This is a genomic window from Bradyrhizobium sp. 17 (genome assembly GCF_023073515.1).
Classification (GTDB): Bacteria; Pseudomonadota; Alphaproteobacteria; order Rhizobiales; family Xanthobacteraceae; genus Bradyrhizobium; species Bradyrhizobium canariense_D.
On sequence record NZ_JADPJQ010000042.1, the window covers coordinates 1 to 17,368 of the forward strand.

The window sequence follows — 17,368 nt, forward strand, 5'->3', positions numbered from 1 at the left end:
TATTCCCCTATATGGGTTTCACTTACCGGGCTTAAGTAATTGATCTTGCTTATTATCGTCGTAGGTTGTGTCAGTTTCTGTGTCAAAAATACGATCTGTGATCGTGGCGTCCTGGTCGGCGTGTAGATACGTGTTGAACAGGTGTTGCGCTGACTTCCACCCGCCGGCATTGGCTATCGTTTTGACCCCGACCCCTTTGTCGTGGAGCGTTGTAGCGAAGCCGTGGCGGCAACTGTGGAACGTGAGCGGTTCAATGCCGGCGGCGGCGACAGTACGAGACCACGAATCTCTTGCTGTGGTGTAGGCGATGGCGAAGGGATCTCGGTCGCGGGGGAGGTTGGCGAGGGCCACGAGTAGCTGCGCTGGGATATGAGCTCGCCGTTCGTTACCGAGCTTAGTCTGACGGATGAGTACCCATTGTTCCTTAAGTACAATGTCGTCCCATCGGACAGCGAGAGCTTCAGATACCCTTGCTCCTGTTGCGAACATAAAGAGGGCAAGAGCTCCAATATCAGGCCGTTCAGCGGCTGCTCTAAAGGCATTGATCCACTCCAGGGTGACGGGCTTCTTGATCTTGGTATCGACCTTAAACCGCTTCATTCGCAGTGGCGAACAGTGCCCAAGCTCAGCGCAATGATTGATGACGGCTAGCGTCGGAACGATAACTTGTCGGTTGCGGGTTGAGTTTTTGGCATTGGGATAAAGGTCTATCGCCGATTGACGGATAGAACCAGAATTGATGTCCGCAATCTTCGCATCGCCCCAGTATTTGACGAGTGGCGCTAGAAACCTTGATGGCTTTCCAGCCGCCAAGTAGAGCGCACTTGCTTTCGGCCATGTCAGGGCCTTTTCTTTTCCATCGAGACCACGTTTCCAGAATTTGTTTTCGACCTCGGACGCAATGCGCGCGGCTGTTTCCTTGTGAGATGTGCCAGTAGTCCCGCGCTGTCTACGTCCGGCAAGCGTCCCTCGGTAATGCCAGACATCGCTTCCCTTACGTCGATAGATCTTGAGGGGCATGGCCTAGTCGCCTCCATAATGGCATTCACGTCCTCGGGCAGGAGTACCATACGATTGCCCAATATCCGGCACGCGCCAAGCTCCCTTGCCTTGTCCCGCACACGTCTTTCTGACCAGCCGAGTTCAGCCGCCAGCGCCCCAGGTGTGATGCTTTTAGGTATCATTCACCACCTGAGTTGTTCGACGTCAGTGCAAGTGTGGCGGCGCGATACATCGCAAGCAAATTTTCGTGCTGCTCCCGCCACTCGTCACGGTCCCTAGTCATATTGACCAGCGCCATAACTAATTTCTCTCGCTCGTCATCGTGACGCTTGATTTCATCCCAGCAAGCCTGGCCGCAACGTGGTGATTTCCAGCTCATTTGTTGCTTGCTCTCTGCTGTGCTGGGCGCGTCAGTTGGGATGATGGCAGAGGCTCAAAGCGCCCGTCATCGAACTCAACGGCATTGCGAACCCAATACACGCCATCGGCGTCGTGCTTGTAGATGACGACCGCCGTCATTTCCTCGATCGGATGATGGGCGACCTGAGCGAAGCCGCGCGCGACCTCGCTCACGATTGAGCCGCGCTTCAGATGCCGCCACTTCGGGAATGCCTGCGGTTCAATGGGGACGATCTGCTTGTTGGCCGCCAAGCCGCGAATAATCGCCGGTCCCTGCCAAGGGTATTGACCGTTCTGGTTGCAGCGCGCGACGAGAAGTCCCTTGTCTCCAGCCTCGTAGATGCTGGTAGCGAAATTGTCGTTGCCCCGCTCATCAACAGCATACCAGCGCGGCTCGTCCTCAGTCGCGGCAGATGAATGCGAGTGAGCGGCGTCGCCTCGCTTGTAGGCCGCCACCAATCCGGCCGCCGCGATCAGGTCGTCCCTCATTTCCGGATCGACAAACAACTTGCTGTCGAATCCCTGAGACATTGTTTCGCTCATGCTATTGGCGACATAAACGAGGCGCTGCGCAAGTTCTTGGCGCTTCTTCGCATCCGTCTCGACCGTAGCGGCCGGCGATGGTTGGGATGCGTAGAGGGCCATGCGTGGGTAGTTGTTGCTCCGCTGAATCTCTGAGCCGGCTGGAATTGTGTCGGACCAAAGCGGGCCTTGGCGCGGGTGGATCGGGACGAAGGCGACCGGCTCCCCAACAGCTTGGGCAACATCGCTCATGTGAGTACTGCGGCGGTTGGCAGCGGCCATGCCATCAAAGAAGCGTTTGATGTCGTCCGCCTCGACCGTAGCGCTGCCCATGCGCTCGATTTCTGGATAGCGCAAACCGGAGTTCATACAGTTCTCACAGGCGTTGCTAGGCAGACCCGTGAATTTCTTGTGGCAGTACTCGCAGGGATGAACTCTCAGACCCTCAATGGCTAGTGTTGCGCACTGCTGCGGGTCATCGTGCTCCGTTTGCGATACGATTTCATCGCCGTCTTTGATTTGGCAGCCGTACAGGGGCTCATCTGGCCTAGTCCGCCCTCTAGCGAACAACCAATCTAACCGGCGCGGTAACAGGTCCAGCAACTCGCTGGCACTGCCAGCGGAACAGTTCTGTACAGGCTCGGTCATTTCATTTTCTCTGCGATGAGATCAGTGAGGGTGCTAGTTGAAGCCGTCGATGAATCGAGTGGCTTCTCGTTTATCCCCGGACATGATTGCCATCATCCCGAGCTGTGCGAATACTCCATGGGAGGAGCCTTCCGTTTCGGGATGCTTGCTGAGGTCGGAAAGCATTGAGGTCACAGCGTTCTGAATGTCGCCATTGGCGAGGTATTCGTGAGCACGCTTTTTGCACCATTCCAGATGAGATTGACGGTTCATTTCAGTTCTCCTGTGTTCCAAGCTGATGTTGAGTGAGCTCTGGAGAGGCCGTAGGCATCAGCATTGCGACCATGGCGACGTCGCCAATGGGGCGTCGGTCGAGCCACGCCATCAGCCACTCAAGCGTGGCTTCGCCCTCTTCAACGAAGTCGGGCTCCCGTATCCAGGTGTAGATATCGGTAAGCCGGTCTTGAACGGTTCTCTCGGATTCTGGCTTGCTCATGAATGCTCCGGCGATGACAGTGGGGGACTCAGCGCGTTGCTTTGCGTGGAGCCGCGTTGAATGTTTCTTTGGTCCAACCGTGATCGCGGGCGCGCCGAACCCCAATGTCAATCAGCATCAAGATTTGCTTGGCTGTGCGGCGGCTATAGGCATTGTAGTTTCTGGCAGCAGAGACCCAATGAGTGCGGGCGGCCTTGAGAGTTCTCCACTGGCAGCCGGCGCGGACCATCACTTGCCGGTCGTTCGCGGCCTTTTGCACGATAACGGAATAGCCACGCTCATCGAACCCGCAGAAAACCGCCCAGCCCTTCTTGACGTCTGGCGCCCTGCCGAACAGCTTGTCTGGTTCGCCAGGGTCGATATAGCAAACCTTGATTGGCCGAAGTTGTCTGATGAAATGCTCGAATGTATCCCTGCTCATATCACTCCCCGTTGTAAAAAAGTCACTTCAGCGATCACGTAGCGGCAGTGGTGATCACTCGACCCATCGGGCCGGGATCGGCGTGCCGTCAAATTTCCTGCCTGGTATCGTGCGGCGCCGGTGCTTCACACCGATGTGTCGAGCTCGGACGCGCGCGACCTTGGCCTTAAGCTTCACGTCGAGTTTCGTTTTCGCCTTATGGCAAGGCACGCAGAGAAACTGGAGATTGCTCTCTCGGTTCTCGCCGCCCAGGATCAGCGAAATGGCGTGGTCGTACTGGCCGGTCGATGCCTCGACGCCGCACTTTGCGCAGCATCCCTCGGCCTTGGCATGAACGCGCAGCTTCACCCGAACAGGGATCGCGCTGTCGTCGGTCTTGCCGTGCCATTCCTCGACCGTGCGGCTCATGCGTCCTCCGCAACAGATTGATCGCCAAACACAACGCCATGGTTGGCGCCAAATTGATGGATCAGCTCGATCAAATCTGAAAACTCGGACTTGGAAAGATTTGACGATGAGCGCCCCAAACTGACGACGCCTAGCCCGTCAATGCTCGGCACCACGCGCATTTCGCGCGTGAGCGCGTCCATGAATAAGATTTTCCATTCATCAGGCGTTAGCTTCTCGCCGTGCCACTTCAGTTGGGTCGCCAACTCTGTCAAAGCTACCCACATCTTCTCGTTTTGCGGCAACGTCCGCTTCGGGTCTTTGAAGATGACGCGCGTTCCTGGCTTCATCTTCTCGACCCAATCGACCGCGCGTTCACGGTCAGCGCGGCCGCAAAGTGTGATCTGCGCTTGGCTCATACCCGCCGCTCCATTGGTCGATCACCGGGGAAGCCGATCGGCGCGGGCGGTTCGTCGTCCTCAACCTCGGACCACTCAACGGCCTCGGTCGGCGCAGGGGCGGTTATCATCTCTTCGATGGGGTCGGCAGATTTCTCGGGGGCGGCAATCTGCGCTATTGCAGGCGGCGCGGGCGGTTCTTCGCGGCTGACATTAATTGCCTCCGCGATCTTCTCGCCCTCGTCCTCGTCATAGATGCCCGAGAAACCGAAGGCATACCGAGCGGCCTGGATCAGCGCCTTATGGCGCAGCATGCGGTGCTGCATCTTCCAAGGCTCGGTCCCGCGCCGACACTCGGACAGGTACTCGGTCACGGTCACTGGGCGCCCGCGATCCTTGCGGAACATGCGGCAGGTGCAGGAGATCAGATCGCCGTTCTCGCCGTGCTCCATATCGAACTCAAAGCCGTCGCAGGCCTTGTGCGAGTTGACGAGATTGATCCAGCCGTCAATCGAAACGACGGGGACAATTCCGCCACCCTTCGCCGGGAAGGCATAGATTTCCTTCGTCAGCGGGTTCAGCCCGTATTCCTTGGCGACCAGGAGGAAGGCGGCGAACTCTTCCCGACTGGCCTTCTGGATGCAGGTTGCCCGAACGGTGGCCTCGAACGCCTGCGGCTCCATGCCGAAGCGGGTTGCCATGTCGATCAATACCGACCGACCCTGCGGCTTGATGGCGACTGCGTTACTCATGCTGCCCTCTGTTCTTCGGTGATGGTGACGCCGGGAACGGTGACGCCGGCAGCCGTGACCTTCTCGGCCAGCTTCTGGAGTACTTCCGTCACCTGATCGTTGTCGGCAAAGAAGGCGAGCACGGCGGCGCGATCTGCGATGGTGACCACCTTGACGGTGCGCAGCGCGACCGAGCGGCGGCCTCCGCTGCCAGCCTTGGGCGCAGCGCGCGTCTGTGTCTCGACGATGGGCTTGCCGGCCTTTGCGGCTTCCTCGGCTGCCTTCTGAGCGGCTTCCTGCGCCGCTCGCATCTTGGCGGCCTCAGCAACCAGGAACGGAGTGATCACGGCGGCCTTGATCCGCTTGTAGATATCGGCAGCGCCAAGCAGCGGCTTCCATTTGGCCTGTACGGCGGCAACCTGTTCATCCAGCGGCTTCTTCTCCGCAGCGCGGGCGGCGTCGGCCGTCTTTTGGAGCTCGGCCAGCCTGTTTGCGAGATCGGAGGCGCGGTCAGCGGCGGACTGATCAGCGGCGGCCCCAGCCTGGATCAGCTTTTCGGCGTCGCGCGCCAGATCCTCGATCCGGTCCTTAAGGCCATCGAAAGAGTCATCGGACGGCGCGCCGTCTGAATTGGCGCGATCACGGTTCGCGCCTTCATGCTGATCCGGCCACGGCTCGCCAGCAAGAACGGCCTTGTAAACTTCATGCGTGATCGGGTTCTTGGAAATGTGCGGCCAGCGCTCGGCAGCCGTCTGTTCATTGACATCTCGATCAGCAACACGGCAGCGCAGTGCGCCGTCACGACCGAACCAGTAAGCGACCGGATGCCACGTCCCATCCTTCGTCCTGGTGCGATAAAACCCGGCCTGGGGCTCTCCATCGTGGATCGGCACGACTTCGCCGGCCATGCGGCGCCGCCAGAAATCGTACTGATCGGCGGGGCGGGTGGTTTCTGCAACGTCGGACATTTAAGCGAACTCCGGGTTGGCCATCTCGGTTGAGACGAGCGAAAGCTGTTCTTCGAATTCGAGGTCTTGGCGGATTTCATCAATCCGCTTGATCCGTTCGGAGGCGGGCAGCGGCCAGAGCAACTGCCAGTGCCGGAGAAGTTCGTCGCCGAACTGCTGGCTGGTCATGTCAGGCCCCATGCGAGAGAGGCAAAGCAGCAGAGGCCGAAGCCGACGCAGCAGAGCAGCATTTCGATGCGGTTCTCGGTCATGCTGCCTTCTCCTTGGTCTTGAGACGGAGAATCGCCTGCACAACCTCATCAGAGGCGCCGTAAACTTTTGCGATCTGTGCGGCGGATTCTGCGGTCTTGTTCTGCATGGTGACGGCGAGGTCATCGAGGAGCGCGTCAACGTCTTTCAGGGCGAGGGCCATCACTCAGCAGCCTCCAGCCGGAGGTCATTCGCGCGGTTGATCAGCTCGTCGCGCACGTCGGAGACGTGGTGGCTGCCGTTCATGAACGTGACTTCGTGGGCGAAGGCGATTTCCCGACCGTCGCCGATGATCTCGCGGACCTTCTCGACGGCGCCGCGGAACGTCATCTCGGGGTCAACAACCCCCTCACAGCCATTGCGGCCGTAATCGATGCAAATAACGAAGTAGCTGATGTTCGTGATTGCCATGTCGTTTCCCCGTCGTGCTGACAGGAAACAACCTATGGGAAATTTCCTGTATTGTAAACAGGAAAACTACAACCGGCCGAAAATAATTCGACCCCGGTGGTTAACCGGGGCCTTTGGAGCATCCTAAATCGTTGATTGACTAGTTGAAATAGGTCCCGACGACCCTATGGCGAATCTGCCATTCGCTCTTCTTTAGGGTGAAATCCTTCGGCGGGTTGTACTGGCGGACCTTCCAAACAACCTCGGTTTCGCCGCGGTATTCCTTGATGACGGCATGGGTAGTTCCGTCTTCGGCGTGACTGCGGAACAAGCAGAAATCACCAAGGCCTGGTGGTAGGTGAGGGTTAATGAGCGCTACTGATCCAGCTCGTAGGGCGGGGTCCATCGAGTCCCCCGTTATGATCATTCCATAGCCGTCCTTAACCCTTAGCAGAGGGTCAGGGCGGACCACCCAGTCCACCGGTTCGTTACTCACGATTAAGGCCCCGCTACCACCCTGCGCGGTCCCGAAGACCGGCAGATCTCGATCCCCCACCAATTGTGACGCCGGAATGAAGTCCGACATTGGCTGTTGATTTTCCGCCACTCTAGGGCGGCGGGAAGGATCGGCAATTAAACTTTCGCGGGTAGTCTGGTTAGACTTAACGTATTCCCTTTTAGGCAATATTGATGAAGGGCCGCGGAGTTGATCCTCTGAAACACTGAGGATTTCGGCAAGCATGATGCGGTCGCGCTCGTGGAGTTCGCGGGGGGAACCACGTTTAAGGAACTGCTGGAGATAGGTCTCATTGCGCCCAAGGCGTTTCGAGACCTCGGCCATGTTCAGCTCGAGTTCCTCTAGCTTTTCGAGAATCAGTTTTCGGACCACATCCATAGCCTCCCTATAGGAGATTACCCTTAAGGAAAGGAACTAGGAACTGACCTGTTGACAGGATAGGAAATGTCCTGTATTTCCTATTTTATGATCATTCATCCTACTATCCGCTCGCTGATGGCTGAGATTGACGCTTTCCGGTCCAGGACCGGCATGAGCGCAACCGCCTTCGGCACACTCTCACTCAATGATCCGAAATTCGTGAGCGACCTAAACAAAGGCCGCACGCCGAGTTTATCCACGTTGGATAAGGTGAAGGCATTCATGCAGGCGAACGATCGCGCCGAGAGTGCCGCATGACCCAAGAATTACGCCATAGCAATGGCAATACTCGAACGAGAGGAGCGATTGCATGGATCGGATCCAGACAATTGACGAGCCGGTCGAGTGCGACGGGGATCAGCCACTCGACCGGCTCTCGCGGACAGGGGAAGCAATACTATCCGCCTGCCGAAATCATTCGCATGCCGTCAGGGTCGATTGTCTCGATACCTCCGCTCAAACCGCTCAATCTCGCGCAGTCGCGTTTCAATGAAGCGGTCGTGTTCGCGCTGCTTGTCAATTTTGGGATCTGGGGCCTTCTCGCGATTGCTATCTGGGCCCTCTTCTTTGCTGCTCTCTAAGTACCTTACGACGTTCAGCGTTAGCGCGCCGAGCGAGATAAAACTGAAGTGCTCGTTGTCATTATCGAAGTTCTTCATGGTGATCATAAGGAACCATGAAGGAGTTTTCAGGTGGGCAAAAAAGGGTTGCGTATGTCTGATACCGCGTATTTGGACCAGGCTGCGAACTGGTCGAAAGATCTTACACGAATGAAATCTCGCGGACCTGGCGACATTGAAAACGCAATGCGCCAGATCGAGCGCGAGTACGGCATCGAATATGGCTTCCTCTGGTCCTTACGTTATCGCCGGGACCGGCTGAGGATAATTAGTGTCTCGGTCTACGAGACCATCAGGGCGGCTTATCGCGCAGAGTGCGAACGACAACTGCGAAAGCTGGAAAATGACCTTGCAAGGACCGAAAAAATCGCCGGGGCTGATAGCAGTTCTGTGCGCGCGGCTAAGGCTCTTTTGGGTAAGGATTAGGGGAAAATGAAAACGCCAAAGTCCGGATTCCGGAAAAGCGATCTTACACACAGTAAGCTCAAGGAGCTGCTTTCATATGACAGCGAGACAGGGCTGTTCAAATGGATCGATCGGTCGCGCAGCAAAAAACCAGATGGTAGCGCCGGGACGAAGAGCACCTTCGGTTATTGGCAGATCGTGGTCGACAACCGTTCCTACTTCGCCCACCGGCTCGCATGGCTTTACGAGTATGGACAATGGCCGACGATGTTTCTCGACCATGTCGACGGCAACAAGGTCAACAACGCAATATCGAACCTCCGTGAGGTAACTCACAAGGAGAACATGTCCCACTATTGGGGCAAGCATCGGTTCACCCATAAGTCTGGGATCAACCGTGTGCCGCACTATCATTTTTGAAGCGCAACGGAAATTGCGCGCATTTCTCAGTGGGGGAAAACATGGAAGTTGACGATCGGTATTTCGAGGCTCGGGATCTGGACGCTCGGCACGCGAACAAAGTTGGGTGTCGGAAGCTTTTGTCGAAGTTACGCGAGGTTCACGGCACTCCGGCGCCACAGCCTGAACCGGACATTGTTGAAATCGTTCCTGCGGTCGTTCGCCAGTCTCGGGCGCCGGAGACCAAGGCAGAGGCGCGGTTCATCCGCTATCTGACCGATGAGGGTGGCCGGAAGATTCCGACCGTCCACGAAATCAAGCACGTCATTGCCGAGCACTTCGGCATCACGACAACGAACATCGATTCCCAAAGCCGGAAGGTCAAGTTCTGCCTGCCCCGGCAGATTGGCTACTACCTCAGCCGTGAGATGACATTGAGGTCATTGCCGGACATCGCGCGCCGGTTCGGAGGACGCGACCATACCTCGGCGCTGTCGGGCATCAAGAAGATCGAGCGACAGCTTCAGGCTGATCCGGCGTTCGCAAAGACGGTCAGCGTCTTGAGGGAGAAACTGGCATGACCCCGCTTCACCTCATCGTGACACGCATGAAGCGCCTCCCGCTGCGCCACCAAGCTGCGCACCTCAAGGCCCTTATCGACGCTGAGAAGCCCCGCAGCATCCGCCGTAGCGAGTTGGAGGCCATGCTCAAGGACATCAACCTTCGCCGGCTGAAGCATGAGCGAAGGACAGCGGCATGACCCGCATCCGCAAGTCAATTCCGACCGAAGGCGCTGCTATGTGGTGGGCATCCGGTTGGTCTTACGTAATGCCAGACTTCGACAAGCCTAATCACTCCATCGTCGAGTGGCTGAGCCAAAATCCCCCAGTGTATCCCCACCGCGTTCCCGAAACAGAAACAAGTGAGAGCGCAGATGACCGAGCCAGGGCAGGGGCATAATTCGTTTTCGAAAGAGCAATTCAGATCCATCGTCGAGCGCATTGAGCGGCTTGAGGAGGAGAAGAAGGTTATATCGGACGATATCAGGGACATCTATTCCGAGAGCAAGGGCAATGGCTACGATGTAAAGGCCCTTCGCACCATCGTGCGTATGCGCAAGCAGGATGCCAACGAGCGCGCCGAGCAGGAAGCGATTCTGGAGACCTATTTGCAGGCCATGGGAATGATCTAGATGGCCGGTGATTGGTTTAAGTTTTACGAGGACACAATCCACGACCCAAAGCTTCTGAAGCTTTCAGACGCCCTCTATAGGTCATGGACGGTGCTTCTATGCTTCGCGTCGAAGAATGGCGGCACACTTCCTCCGGCTGAAGACATCGCAATTGCGCTTCGAGAAAAGCCGGCGAAAGTTGGTGAGTGGATTTCCAAACTCAAACTAGCTGGCCTGTTTGATCAGGTGGACGGGAAGTTCATCCCGCATAATTGGGAAGGGCGCCAATACAAGGTATCCGATCCGACAGCGGCTGACCGTATGCAACGGTATCGGAAACGGAAGGGCGGCTCCGTAACAGACCGTAACGTTACGCCCGTAACTGACGTAACCGAGTTACGCCTAGAAGAAGAGGTAGAGTTAGATAAGAATTCAGAAGCTAACGCTTCTGGCGCTGAAGCGCCCGACCATCGCAAGCGGCTTTTCGGTGAAGGCCTCTCGACCCTCGCCAAATTGACCGGGAAGGGGCCGGACGCTTGCCGGTCATTCGTCGGGAAGTGCCTCAAGGCTGCCGGCGATGATGCCGTGACCGTTCTCGGATTGATCGAGGACGCCGAGAGAAACCAAGTTGTTGACCCCTCCGCATGGATCGCCGCAAGGCTCAAAGGACCGAACGCAAATGGCACCTCCGGCAGCAAAATTATTCAAGCCGCTGACGATCTCCGCCGAAAACTTGCCAGCTTCGATGGCCCGGCAAGAGGCCCAGATGAATTACGCAGTGGAGAGATCTCGGCTCCTGTTCGGCTGCTATCGCACGGGTGATGCCAACGATCCAGATACCTATGTGGCGGCTGTAACGGCGGTTCTGGCTCGGTTTCCTGAAGAGATTATTACTCAGGTGACGCATCCCGATACAGGTCTTCCGTCGAACGGCAAGGGCTGGCTCCCGACCGTGAAGGAAGTAAAGGATGCTTGTAACCAGGCCTATGAGCCGATCCTGCAGAACGAATTGCGCCTGAAGCGGATCAAGGAACAGATGGAAATGAGAGAGCGGGAGGAGCGTGGTGAGCGCCCTTCGCTTGCCCAGCTCAAGGACAAGTATGGCCAGAATTGGGGGATCGGAGCGGAGGAGCAAGCCAAGCGGGAGATCAAGTCCGCTCCCACGATCGATCAATTGCGGCACCAATATCAGCACTACGATCTGGCGTTCAAGCCGAAGAACCATGACGAGCTTGAAGAGCGTATCAACAGCGGCTTTTCGCCGTCTAGCGTTTGAGGGGCAACACAATGCACGGGGCAGCAATGACACGGAACATTCGACGGACGGGCGTGCAGTCAACGATCAAGGGGAAGGCGAACCCGCTATACGCAGTGGCGGTGGGGCCAACACGGGAGCGGCTGGCGAAAGCTGACGGCTTCTTCACCGTCGGAGACGACCAGCAGGGCGGCAAAGTTCACACCATGCGGGATGATCCGGTCGGCCGGATGTTCGCCCGCAAGGTCATCACCGGCGCCGAATACTCAGCCCTCCAGAAATATCACATGCATTGGCACCGGGCCGGCTTGGAGATGGGTGTCGGCACGGTAGACCTGAACCGCATCTTCTCGAATGATCCAGGCTCAATGAGCGGGATGGCAAAGACCGAGGCCCAAGCACACCACCGCAAGCAATGGCGAGATGCACGTGGCTTGCTGGGGCACAGAACGGGCATTGTGGTCGATAGCGTCGTATGCGCTGGCAACACGCTACAGGACGCCGGCAGCGCTATCGGGTGGGCCAACAAGCCTCAGGCAATTGCTGCTGCGACTGAAGCAGTCCGAGATGCCGGATATCGCCTCGCAAAGCTGTGGGGGATCGGGTGATGTGCGGGCTTGACAGGTTTAACCAAATCACACCAAATCAGGCAGGTTCGTGAATTGCGCCACCCGTCCTGTTAATCGCAGGGCGGGTTTTGCATTTGATGGATCGCTTTCTACCCACCATGTTTCCTCCCATCGACCCCCACTAGCCCCGGCCTGCTAACCCCCATAGCGCGAAGGCCGGGGCTTTTTCATTCAGTTCGGGGCGCGCGTCATAACCATATCGCTGCCGATAGGTTTGTGAGCAAACAGGCGCGCTGCCCCGTTCAATTCGCAAGGTGAGATCATGAGCAAGCCTGACCGCATGAGCGACGCATCCCACAAGGATATCGTTCGCCAGATCATCGCCAAGACCGGCCGCCTCGTCATCAAGGGCGGCAAGGTCGTGTTCGTGAGCGATCTGTGATCGGCCTCGGCCTATTGGGCGCCATCTGCGCGATCATCGACGGGCTGTTCCGAAAGCGTGTGAGTTGAGATGTCTTCTGATCCTACAGACGAGGAACAGCGTCCCGCGCATCTGTTCAAGCCGGGCCAGTCTGGCAATCCTTCCGGACGTCCGAAGGGCTCGCGGAACAAGCTTGGCGAGGATTTTATCCAGGCACTGCATGACGATTTCCAGGAAGGCGGAGTTGCCGCGATCAAGGAAGTCCGCCGCGATCGGCCCCACGAATATCTCAAGGTTGTCGCCTCGCTCTTGCCGAAGGAACTGAAGGTCACAACGGAATCAGATTTGACCGATGAGCAGCTTGACCAGCGTATCCGGCAGCTTGCCGCCGCCATCAGCCTCGAGCTCAACGGAAGCGAAGCGGGAACTGGCGGCTCTGCTGGTGGAGCGGAAACGTCGGTTCGATCGGACACGCTTAACTAGGTATCAGCCCTATCCAAAGCAGGAGGACTTCCACGCTGCCGGCCTGACGCATCGCGAGCGTCTTCTGATGGCAGGAAACCAGCTCGGCAAGACGTACAGCGGGGCCGCTGAGCTATCCTACCACCTGACAGGCAATTATCCCTCTTGGTGGGAAGGCCGTGTCTTTGACCATCCTATTCGATCCTGGGCAGGATCCAAGACAGGCGAAGTCACCCGCGATGGTGTGCAACGCCTTCTCGTCGGTGAGCCAAAGGATCGGGCCGCGCGCGGGACCGGCTTCATTCCGGGGGACGCCATCGTTGACGTTTCGCAGCGAATGGGTGTGGCGGACGCTGTTGATAGCGTTTTGGTTAGGCATAAGTCGGGCGATAATTCGACGCTCGGCTTCAAGTCTTATGACCAAGGCCGCGAGAAGTGGCAGGGCGAAACGCTCGATGTTGTCTGGTTCGATGAGGAGCCGCCCATGGATATCTACATGGAAGGGCTGACGCGAACCAACGCTACCGGCGGCATGGTCTACCTGACCTTTACGCCGCTGCTCGGCATGTCGGACGTGGTTCATATGTTCATCCAGGAATGCGGGCTGGAATGACCCGCTCCATCACCCGCATGACGATCGATGATGCGGGACACTACAGCCAGGAGCAGCGCGCGGCGATCATCGCGAGCTACCCTGAGCATGAACGTGACGCCCGGACCAAGGGCATCCCAATCATGGGTAGCGGTCGGATATTCCCGATCGCTGATGAGAAAGTAATGATCGAGGCCATTACGATCCCGAAAGATTGGGCTCGGATCAATGGCCTCGACTTTGGCTATGACCATCCTTTCGCTGCCGTCTCGTGCGCGTGGGATCGTGACGCTGACGTTTGGTATGTGACGGCTTGCTATCGGGAGCGCCAGACAACGCCGGTCATTCACGTGGCTTCAATCAAGCCCTGGGGCGAGTGGATACCTTGCGCATGGCCGCACGATGGCTTGCAGCACGACAAGGGATCGGGCGAGGCGCTGGCGCAGCAATACGCAGAGCAGGGCCTGAATACGCTTCCTGAGCGCGCCACGTTTGAAGACGGCGGCAACGGCGTTGAGGCCGGCGTGATCGAAATGCTCGACATGATGAAGACAGGCCGGTTCAAGGTCTTCGCGCATCTGAAAGAATGGTTCGATGAATTCAGGCTTTACCATCGCAAGGACGGAAAGATCGTGAAAGAGCGCGACGATCTACTGTCCGCAACTCGGTATGCCTTCATGATGAAGCGCTTTGCCGAGACAGCCCCGACCGAGCGTAAGCGCGCGGCCCGCGGCGGCGGTTCATGGCAGGGCGCCTGATGTCTGATTATGACGACGACCAGGACAAGGACGAGTCCAAGTCCGATTGGGAAGAGGTCCACGAAGAGGCGTTGCTCGAGTACGATCGCGACTATGCGCGCGAGCAGGGCAACATCGATGAAGCGTACCAGGATCTGAGGTTCCGCCGCGGTCGGAAAGAAGATCAGTGGGATTCGCTGGCGCTGGAAGCCCGGGTTGGCCGTCCGTGTCTCGTCATCAACAAACTGCCTCAGTTTGTGCGCCAGGTCACCGGCGACATGCGGCAGTCTCGGCCGGCGATCAAGGTTGTCCCGGTCGATAGCGGGGCAGACATCAAGACGGCGGAAGTCCGCGGCGGCATGATCCGCTACGTCGAGAACCGGAGCAAGGCGAAGCACGTTTACACCACCGGCGCCGATAGCCAAGTGACTTGCGGCATCGGCCATTGGGCCGTGACGACAGAATATGCGCACGCCGGCACGTTCAACCAGGAAATCCGGGTGATCGGCATTGAGGACGGTGTGTCAGTCCTCTGGGATGCAGACTCGTTCCTGCCAACGAAATCTGACGCCGATCATGTCTTCGTCCCGACCGACATGACCCGGGCGAAGTTCAAGAAGAAATGGCCCAACGCGAAGGCTGAGGGCTTCGATACCTCGCTCTACGGGCTGGGCGGCACGAGCTGGTTTTCAAGCTGGGCGAACGACGATTATATCCGCGTCGTCGAGTATTGGAAGAAAAAGCCGATCAAGCGCACGCTGGCGCTGTTGCCGGATGGCTCGGTTGAGGATCTGACCGATCAGCTCAAGGACGTTCCTCCGGAGCAGGCCAAGGCCGGCCTGCAATGGCTGGCTCAGCAGAAGCAGGCGCGCATCGAGGAGCGCGATAGCTACAAAATCTGCCGCTACATGATCACGATGGCCGAAGTCCTGGAAGAGTCGGACTGGCCCGGGATGCATATCCCAATCGTTCCTGTGATCGGTGAGGAAGTCCGGATCGGCCGCGAGGTCTACCGGCATGGCGTCGTCCGCTATGCCCGCGACCCGCAGCGAATGGAAAACTACTACGCCTCGGCCGAAACTGAGGTGATCGCGCTTCAGCCCAAGGCGCCATGGCTCGGGACAAGGAAGCAGTTCGAACAGCATTACGACCTTTGGGAGACGGCCAACACCGAGGCGCATCCCTTCCTCGAGTATACGGTTGATCCTGCCGCGCCGGGACCGCCGCAGCGCATTCAGCCGCCGGTCGGCTCGAATGCCATCTCGGAGGCCAAGATTCGCAACTCCGACGACATGAAGGCCGTCATCGGCATTTATGATGCCAGCCTGGGCGCGAAGTCCAACGAGACCAGCGGCATCGCCATCGCTCGCCGTGACGCGCAGGGCGATACCGGAACCTACGTCTACCACGACAATTTCGCGCTTGCGATCGAGCGCACCGGCGAAATCATCAACGAGCTCTTTCCCAAGATTTACGACACCCAGCGCACGGTCCAGATCCTCGGCGACGACGGCAAGCCCGACATTGTGGAGATCAACAAGCCGCAGATGGTGGACGGGGTTTCGAAGATTTTGCACGATATGACGTCGGGCAGCTATGACGTCGTGATGGAGCAGGGGCCTTCGTTCGCGACCAAGCGCGAGTTTGCCCAGGCTGCCATGACCGAGTTTATCCGTGCTTTCCCGCCGGCCGCACCTGTCATGGGCGACATTTACGCCCGCAACATGGACTGGCCGCAGGCGGAGGAGATCGGCGAACGGCTCGAGGAGCTTCTGCCGCCTCCGATCAGGGCCAAGCTTCAGGCTGACCGCCAGAAGCGCGAGCAGGCCGCAGGAAAGGGCCCATCGCCAGAGCAGCAGCAGGAGGCTCAGGCGCAGCAGGCCGCTCAGCAGCAGGCGCAGCAGGCCCAGGCCATGCAGATGGCGGAAGCACAGGCCAAGGTCGCAGAGGCGCAGGCCAAGGCAGAAAAGGCACAAGCCGACGCCGTGAAGGCCAAGGCCGACGCTGAGAAGGCGCAATACGAGGCTGCGACCGCCAAGGCCAATTGGGCTCAGACCCACATGGACAATCTGCGCGACGTCGAGCGGCACGACCAGGACATGGCTCGCGGCCACGTCAACCATTCCCGCGACCACGCGCACGCGATGGATCGCCACGGCGCAGATATGACGCTGCTCGGCATTGACGCCCGCCGCGCCGGCGAGAAGCACGATTTGACGATGGAGCAGATGGCCCAGCCTGAACCGGAGACGGCGCAATAATGCTATTCGTGAGTGCTCTCATTCTTGCGGTTGTCGCAGCAGATGTTCCTGAAGGCTGGGAGCAAGTTCCGATGCACGTTTGTCAACGCGCGATGCCGTCCGTCTCTGACGGTGTGTTCATGCGAGATGACATCGTTTGCCTCAAGAAAACAGATACTCGGATCGGCTGGCATTTCGGCTGATCTAAGAAATTCCTCGCCGCCAATGAGGAAGAGCGCGATCACCGAGCTTCATGGCTCCGGTGTTCGTGAAAGCGAACCCCTGACGCGTTCCGGGCTTGGCGGGCCGGACGCCATGAGGACGAAAACTATGACCACGAAGATGGATCGGACTACCGCTGGCCTACGCAATATTCTGCTGGATGAGATCGACAGTTTGCGCGCTGGCGAAACCAAGCAGGATCGTGCGCACGCTATCGCTAGATTGGCGAATGCGGCCATCGCTACTGTGCGGCTCGAAATGGACGCTCAGGAGATGGAAAGAGTTGAGCCGAAAGCGCTCGTGTCATTGAAGCCGCTTGCTCTAGTCGCGTGACTTTCAAGTGGACCAAGGACCGCTGGGGGAGACCCCAGTTGGTCCGGGGTATTTGCCGAGTTTGTGGCTGTCAAAGCCCATTGGTCAGAGTCAGAGGCAAACTTGACGTCTGCTTTGTTTGCAGAGATTCGCTAGAGAACGCCTTCAGGAGTTATGACGACCCAGATATCGTCGTGTTCAAATGGCTTGCCATGGCCTTGGATCAGATGGCAATGGCGCGTGGAGACTGGCACCCAGATAGAAGGCAGGGTGTAAATGAGCAGAGAATTGACGCTATAGAATCTGCCGAATGCAAGAGATTGCGCACCCTTGAAGAAGCGGGTTGGCAGAAGGTCGGGAAAAGAATGGTGCCACCCAAATACAACGAACATGGGAAGCGCATCTTAATTCCTCGCATTTGAGATTTCCCCGCCGC

At 58.0% G+C, this 17,368-nt stretch carries 28 protein-coding genes and 1 pseudogene; 14 read left to right on the forward strand and 15 right to left on the reverse strand.

The window, feature by feature from the left end:
• Positions 1-18 precede the first annotated feature (18 nt).
• The 14 genes from IVB13_RS07975 to IVB13_RS40360 all read right to left on the reverse strand — a co-directional run bounded on the left by IVB13_RS07975 (position 19) and on the right by IVB13_RS40360 (position 7,479).
• Positions 19-1,020, reverse strand: a complete 1,002-nt coding sequence (locus IVB13_RS07975) for a site-specific integrase (protein ID WP_247488210.1) — start codon at positions 1,018-1,020, stop codon at positions 19-21.
• Between the two features lie 160 nt (positions 1,021-1,180).
• Positions 1,181-1,381 (reverse strand): hypothetical protein, encoded by a 201-nt coding sequence (locus IVB13_RS07980; protein WP_247458651.1) that lies wholly within the window; start codon positions 1,379-1,381, stop codon positions 1,181-1,183.
• Positions 1,378-2,292: a hypothetical protein gene (locus IVB13_RS07985; protein ID WP_247488213.1), complete on the reverse strand. Its 915-nt coding sequence runs from the start codon at positions 2,290-2,292 to the stop codon at positions 1,378-1,380. Before IVB13_RS07985 ends, IVB13_RS07980 begins: the two co-directional genes overlap by 4 nt.
• A 312-nt stretch (positions 2,293-2,604) precedes the next feature.
• Complete coding sequence (locus IVB13_RS07990; RefSeq protein WP_247488214.1) at positions 2,605-2,823, reverse strand: hypothetical protein; 219 nt, start codon at positions 2,821-2,823, stop codon at positions 2,605-2,607.
• Position 2,824: 1 nt separating this feature from the next.
• Positions 2,825-3,046, reverse strand: coding sequence for a hypothetical protein (locus tag IVB13_RS07995; RefSeq protein ID WP_247488216.1), 222 nt, complete (start codon positions 3,044-3,046; stop codon positions 2,825-2,827).
• Positions 3,047-3,074: 28 nt separating this feature from the next.
• Positions 3,075-3,467 (reverse strand): hypothetical protein, encoded by a 393-nt coding sequence (locus IVB13_RS08000; protein WP_247458654.1) that lies wholly within the window; start codon positions 3,465-3,467, stop codon positions 3,075-3,077.
• Positions 3,468-3,521: 54 nt separating this feature from the next.
• Positions 3,522-3,875, reverse strand: coding sequence for an HNH endonuclease (locus tag IVB13_RS08005; protein WP_247458655.1), 354 nt, complete (start codon positions 3,873-3,875; stop codon positions 3,522-3,524).
• Positions 3,872-4,273, reverse strand: coding sequence for a recombination protein NinB (locus tag IVB13_RS08010; RefSeq protein WP_247488219.1), 402 nt, complete (start codon positions 4,271-4,273; stop codon positions 3,872-3,874). The genes IVB13_RS08005 and IVB13_RS08010 overlap by 4 nt, the downstream gene beginning before the upstream one ends.
• Positions 4,270-4,953 carry a recombinase RecT gene (locus IVB13_RS08015; RefSeq protein WP_247488301.1) on the reverse strand — a complete coding sequence of 228 codons (684 nt, stop codon included), beginning with the start codon at positions 4,951-4,953 and terminating at the stop codon, positions 4,270-4,272. Before IVB13_RS08015 ends, IVB13_RS08010 begins: the two co-directional genes overlap by 4 nt.
• 47 nt (positions 4,954-5,000) lie before the next feature.
• Positions 5,001-5,951 (reverse strand): hypothetical protein, encoded by a 951-nt coding sequence (locus tag IVB13_RS08020; RefSeq protein ID WP_247488221.1) that lies wholly within the window; start codon positions 5,949-5,951, stop codon positions 5,001-5,003.
• Positions 5,952-6,119 carry a hypothetical protein gene (locus IVB13_RS08025; RefSeq protein WP_247488223.1) on the reverse strand — a complete coding sequence of 56 codons (168 nt, stop codon included), beginning with the start codon at positions 6,117-6,119 and terminating at the stop codon, positions 5,952-5,954.
• A 79-nt stretch (positions 6,120-6,198) separates the two neighbouring features.
• Positions 6,199-6,363, reverse strand: a complete 165-nt coding sequence (locus IVB13_RS08030) for a hypothetical protein (protein ID WP_247488225.1) — start codon at positions 6,361-6,363, stop codon at positions 6,199-6,201.
• Complete coding sequence (locus IVB13_RS08035) at positions 6,363-6,611, reverse strand: hypothetical protein (RefSeq protein ID WP_247488227.1); 249 nt, start codon at positions 6,609-6,611, stop codon at positions 6,363-6,365. Before IVB13_RS08035 ends, IVB13_RS08030 begins: the two co-directional genes overlap by 1 nt.
• A 139-nt stretch (positions 6,612-6,750) precedes the next feature.
• Entirely contained in the window at positions 6,751-7,479 is a 729-nt protein-coding gene (locus IVB13_RS40360; protein ID WP_247488229.1) for a S24 family peptidase, read from the reverse strand.
• A 72-nt stretch (positions 7,480-7,551) separates the two neighbouring features.
• Here IVB13_RS40360 and IVB13_RS08045 point away from each other — a divergent pair, with 72 nt between their 5' ends.
• A complete protein-coding gene (locus tag IVB13_RS08045) occupies positions 7,552-7,785 on the forward strand; it encodes a hypothetical protein (protein WP_247488231.1) in 234 nt (77 codons plus the stop codon).
• 170 nt (positions 7,786-7,955) lie between these two features.
• Here IVB13_RS08045 and IVB13_RS08050 read toward each other — a convergent pair whose 3' ends face one another.
• Positions 7,956-8,186 (reverse strand): hypothetical protein, encoded by a 231-nt coding sequence (locus IVB13_RS08050; protein WP_247488233.1) that lies wholly within the window; start codon positions 8,184-8,186, stop codon positions 7,956-7,958.
• Positions 8,187-8,219: 33 nt separating this feature from the next.
• Here IVB13_RS08050 and IVB13_RS08055 point away from each other — a divergent pair, with 33 nt between their 5' ends.
• The 13 genes and pseudogenes from IVB13_RS08055 (at position 8,220) to IVB13_RS08120 (ending at position 17,354) form a co-directional block, all read left to right on the forward strand.
• Positions 8,220-8,573 (forward strand): hypothetical protein, encoded by a 354-nt coding sequence (locus tag IVB13_RS08055; RefSeq protein ID WP_247488235.1) that lies wholly within the window; start codon positions 8,220-8,222, stop codon positions 8,571-8,573.
• A 6-nt stretch (positions 8,574-8,579) separates the two neighbouring features.
• Complete coding sequence (locus IVB13_RS08060) at positions 8,580-8,972, forward strand: HNH endonuclease signature motif containing protein (protein WP_247488238.1); 393 nt, start codon at positions 8,580-8,582, stop codon at positions 8,970-8,972.
• 41 nt (positions 8,973-9,013) lie between these two features.
• Entirely contained in the window at positions 9,014-9,532 is a 519-nt protein-coding gene (locus IVB13_RS08065; protein ID WP_247458673.1) for a helix-turn-helix domain-containing protein, read from the forward strand.
• Positions 9,529-9,711: a hypothetical protein gene (locus IVB13_RS08070; RefSeq protein WP_247488240.1), complete on the forward strand. Its 183-nt coding sequence runs from the start codon at positions 9,529-9,531 to the stop codon at positions 9,709-9,711. The genes IVB13_RS08065 and IVB13_RS08070 overlap by 4 nt, the downstream gene beginning before the upstream one ends.
• A gap of 174 nt (positions 9,712-9,885) precedes the next feature.
• Positions 9,886-10,143 carry a DUF2312 domain-containing protein gene (locus tag IVB13_RS08075; protein ID WP_247458739.1) on the forward strand — a complete coding sequence of 86 codons (258 nt, stop codon included), beginning with the start codon at positions 9,886-9,888 and terminating at the stop codon, positions 10,141-10,143.
• Positions 10,144-10,944: a hypothetical protein gene (locus tag IVB13_RS08080; RefSeq protein WP_247488242.1), complete on the forward strand. Its 801-nt coding sequence runs from the start codon at positions 10,144-10,146 to the stop codon at positions 10,942-10,944. It begins immediately after the preceding gene.
• Positions 10,889-11,398 (forward strand): hypothetical protein, encoded by a 510-nt coding sequence (locus IVB13_RS08085; RefSeq protein ID WP_247488244.1) that lies wholly within the window; start codon positions 10,889-10,891, stop codon positions 11,396-11,398. Before IVB13_RS08080 ends, IVB13_RS08085 begins: the two co-directional genes overlap by 56 nt.
• A 26-nt stretch (positions 11,399-11,424) precedes the next feature.
• Entirely contained in the window at positions 11,425-11,985 is a 561-nt protein-coding gene (locus tag IVB13_RS08090; protein ID WP_247488246.1) for a hypothetical protein, read from the forward strand.
• Between the two features lie 472 nt (positions 11,986-12,457).
• Entirely contained in the window at positions 12,458-12,850 is a 393-nt protein-coding gene (locus IVB13_RS08095; RefSeq protein WP_247488248.1) for a DUF5681 domain-containing protein, read from the forward strand.
• Positions 12,810-14,179: pseudogene (locus IVB13_RS40365) on the forward strand (terminase family protein). Before IVB13_RS08095 ends, IVB13_RS40365 begins: the two are co-directional and overlap by 41 nt.
• Positions 14,179-16,419 carry a portal protein gene (locus IVB13_RS08110; RefSeq protein ID WP_247488250.1) on the forward strand — a complete coding sequence of 747 codons (2,241 nt, stop codon included), beginning with the start codon at positions 14,179-14,181 and terminating at the stop codon, positions 16,417-16,419. The pseudogene IVB13_RS40365 and the gene IVB13_RS08110 overlap by 1 nt, the downstream one beginning before the upstream one ends.
• A 309-nt stretch (positions 16,420-16,728) precedes the next feature.
• Positions 16,729-16,953 (forward strand): hypothetical protein, encoded by a 225-nt coding sequence (locus IVB13_RS08115; protein WP_247458688.1) that lies wholly within the window; start codon positions 16,729-16,731, stop codon positions 16,951-16,953.
• Positions 16,954-17,126: 173 nt separating this feature from the next.
• Positions 17,127-17,354, forward strand: coding sequence for a hypothetical protein (locus IVB13_RS08120; protein WP_247458690.1), 228 nt, complete (start codon positions 17,127-17,129; stop codon positions 17,352-17,354).
• The last annotated feature ends 14 nt before the right edge of the window (positions 17,355-17,368 follow it).

What these genes read in the sequence shown, in the direction of transcription:
- IVB13_RS08060 (WP_247488238.1), top strand. Translation starts at nt 8,580, where the DNA reads ATGAAAACGCCAAAGTCCGGATTCCGGAAAAGCGATCTTACACACAGT.
- IVB13_RS08085 (WP_247488244.1), top strand. Translation starts at nt 10,889, where the DNA reads ATGAATTACGCAGTGGAGAGATCTCGGCTCCTGTTCGGCTGCTATCGC.
- IVB13_RS08000 (WP_247458654.1), bottom strand. Translation starts at nt 3,467, where the DNA reads ATGAGCAGGGATACATTCGAGCATTTCATCAGACAACTTCGGCCAATC.
- IVB13_RS08115 (WP_247458688.1), top strand. Translation starts at nt 16,729, where the DNA reads ATGACCACGAAGATGGATCGGACTACCGCTGGCCTACGCAATATTCTG.
- IVB13_RS08035 (WP_247488227.1), bottom strand. Translation starts at nt 6,611, where the DNA reads ATGGCAATCACGAACATCAGCTACTTCGTTATTTGCATCGATTACGGC.
- IVB13_RS08010 (WP_247488219.1), bottom strand. Translation starts at nt 4,273, where the DNA reads ATGAGCCAAGCGCAGATCACACTTTGCGGCCGCGCTGACCGTGAACGC.
- IVB13_RS08045 (WP_247488231.1), top strand. Translation starts at nt 7,552, where the DNA reads ATGTCCTGTATTTCCTATTTTATGATCATTCATCCTACTATCCGCTCG.
- IVB13_RS07975 (WP_247488210.1), bottom strand. Translation starts at nt 1,020, where the DNA reads ATGCCCCTCAAGATCTATCGACGTAAGGGAAGCGATGTCTGGCATTAC.
- IVB13_RS08015 (WP_247488301.1), bottom strand. Translation starts at nt 4,953, where the DNA reads ATGGCAACCCGCTTCGGCATGGAGCCGCAGGCGTTCGAGGCCACCGTT.
- IVB13_RS08005 (WP_247458655.1), bottom strand. Translation starts at nt 3,875, where the DNA reads ATGAGCCGCACGGTCGAGGAATGGCACGGCAAGACCGACGACAGCGCG.
- IVB13_RS08050 (WP_247488233.1), bottom strand. Translation starts at nt 8,186, where the DNA reads ATGAAGAACTTCGATAATGACAACGAGCACTTCAGTTTTATCTCGCTC.
- IVB13_RS08070 (WP_247488240.1), top strand. Translation starts at nt 9,529, where the DNA reads ATGACCCCGCTTCACCTCATCGTGACACGCATGAAGCGCCTCCCGCTG.
- IVB13_RS08090 (WP_247488246.1), top strand. Translation starts at nt 11,425, where the DNA reads ATGACACGGAACATTCGACGGACGGGCGTGCAGTCAACGATCAAGGGG.
- IVB13_RS08030 (WP_247488225.1), bottom strand. Translation starts at nt 6,363, where the DNA reads ATGGCCCTCGCCCTGAAAGACGTTGACGCGCTCCTCGATGACCTCGCC.
- IVB13_RS08020 (WP_247488221.1), bottom strand. Translation starts at nt 5,951, where the DNA reads ATGTCCGACGTTGCAGAAACCACCCGCCCCGCCGATCAGTACGATTTC.
- IVB13_RS07985 (WP_247488213.1), bottom strand. Translation starts at nt 2,292, where the DNA reads ATGAACTCCGGTTTGCGCTATCCAGAAATCGAGCGCATGGGCAGCGCT.
- IVB13_RS08075 (WP_247458739.1), top strand. Translation starts at nt 9,886, where the DNA reads ATGACCGAGCCAGGGCAGGGGCATAATTCGTTTTCGAAAGAGCAATTC.
- IVB13_RS08080 (WP_247488242.1), top strand. Translation starts at nt 10,144, where the DNA reads ATGGCCGGTGATTGGTTTAAGTTTTACGAGGACACAATCCACGACCCA.
- IVB13_RS08110 (WP_247488250.1), top strand. Translation starts at nt 14,179, where the DNA reads ATGTCTGATTATGACGACGACCAGGACAAGGACGAGTCCAAGTCCGAT.
- IVB13_RS07980 (WP_247458651.1), bottom strand. Translation starts at nt 1,381, where the DNA reads ATGAGCTGGAAATCACCACGTTGCGGCCAGGCTTGCTGGGATGAAATC.
- IVB13_RS07990 (WP_247488214.1), bottom strand. Translation starts at nt 2,823, where the DNA reads ATGAACCGTCAATCTCATCTGGAATGGTGCAAAAAGCGTGCTCACGAA.
- IVB13_RS08095 (WP_247488248.1), top strand. Translation starts at nt 12,458, where the DNA reads ATGTCTTCTGATCCTACAGACGAGGAACAGCGTCCCGCGCATCTGTTC.
- IVB13_RS08065 (WP_247458673.1), top strand. Translation starts at nt 9,014, where the DNA reads ATGGAAGTTGACGATCGGTATTTCGAGGCTCGGGATCTGGACGCTCGG.
- IVB13_RS07995 (WP_247488216.1), bottom strand. Translation starts at nt 3,046, where the DNA reads ATGAGCAAGCCAGAATCCGAGAGAACCGTTCAAGACCGGCTTACCGAT.
- IVB13_RS08025 (WP_247488223.1), bottom strand. Translation starts at nt 6,119, where the DNA reads ATGACCAGCCAGCAGTTCGGCGACGAACTTCTCCGGCACTGGCAGTTG.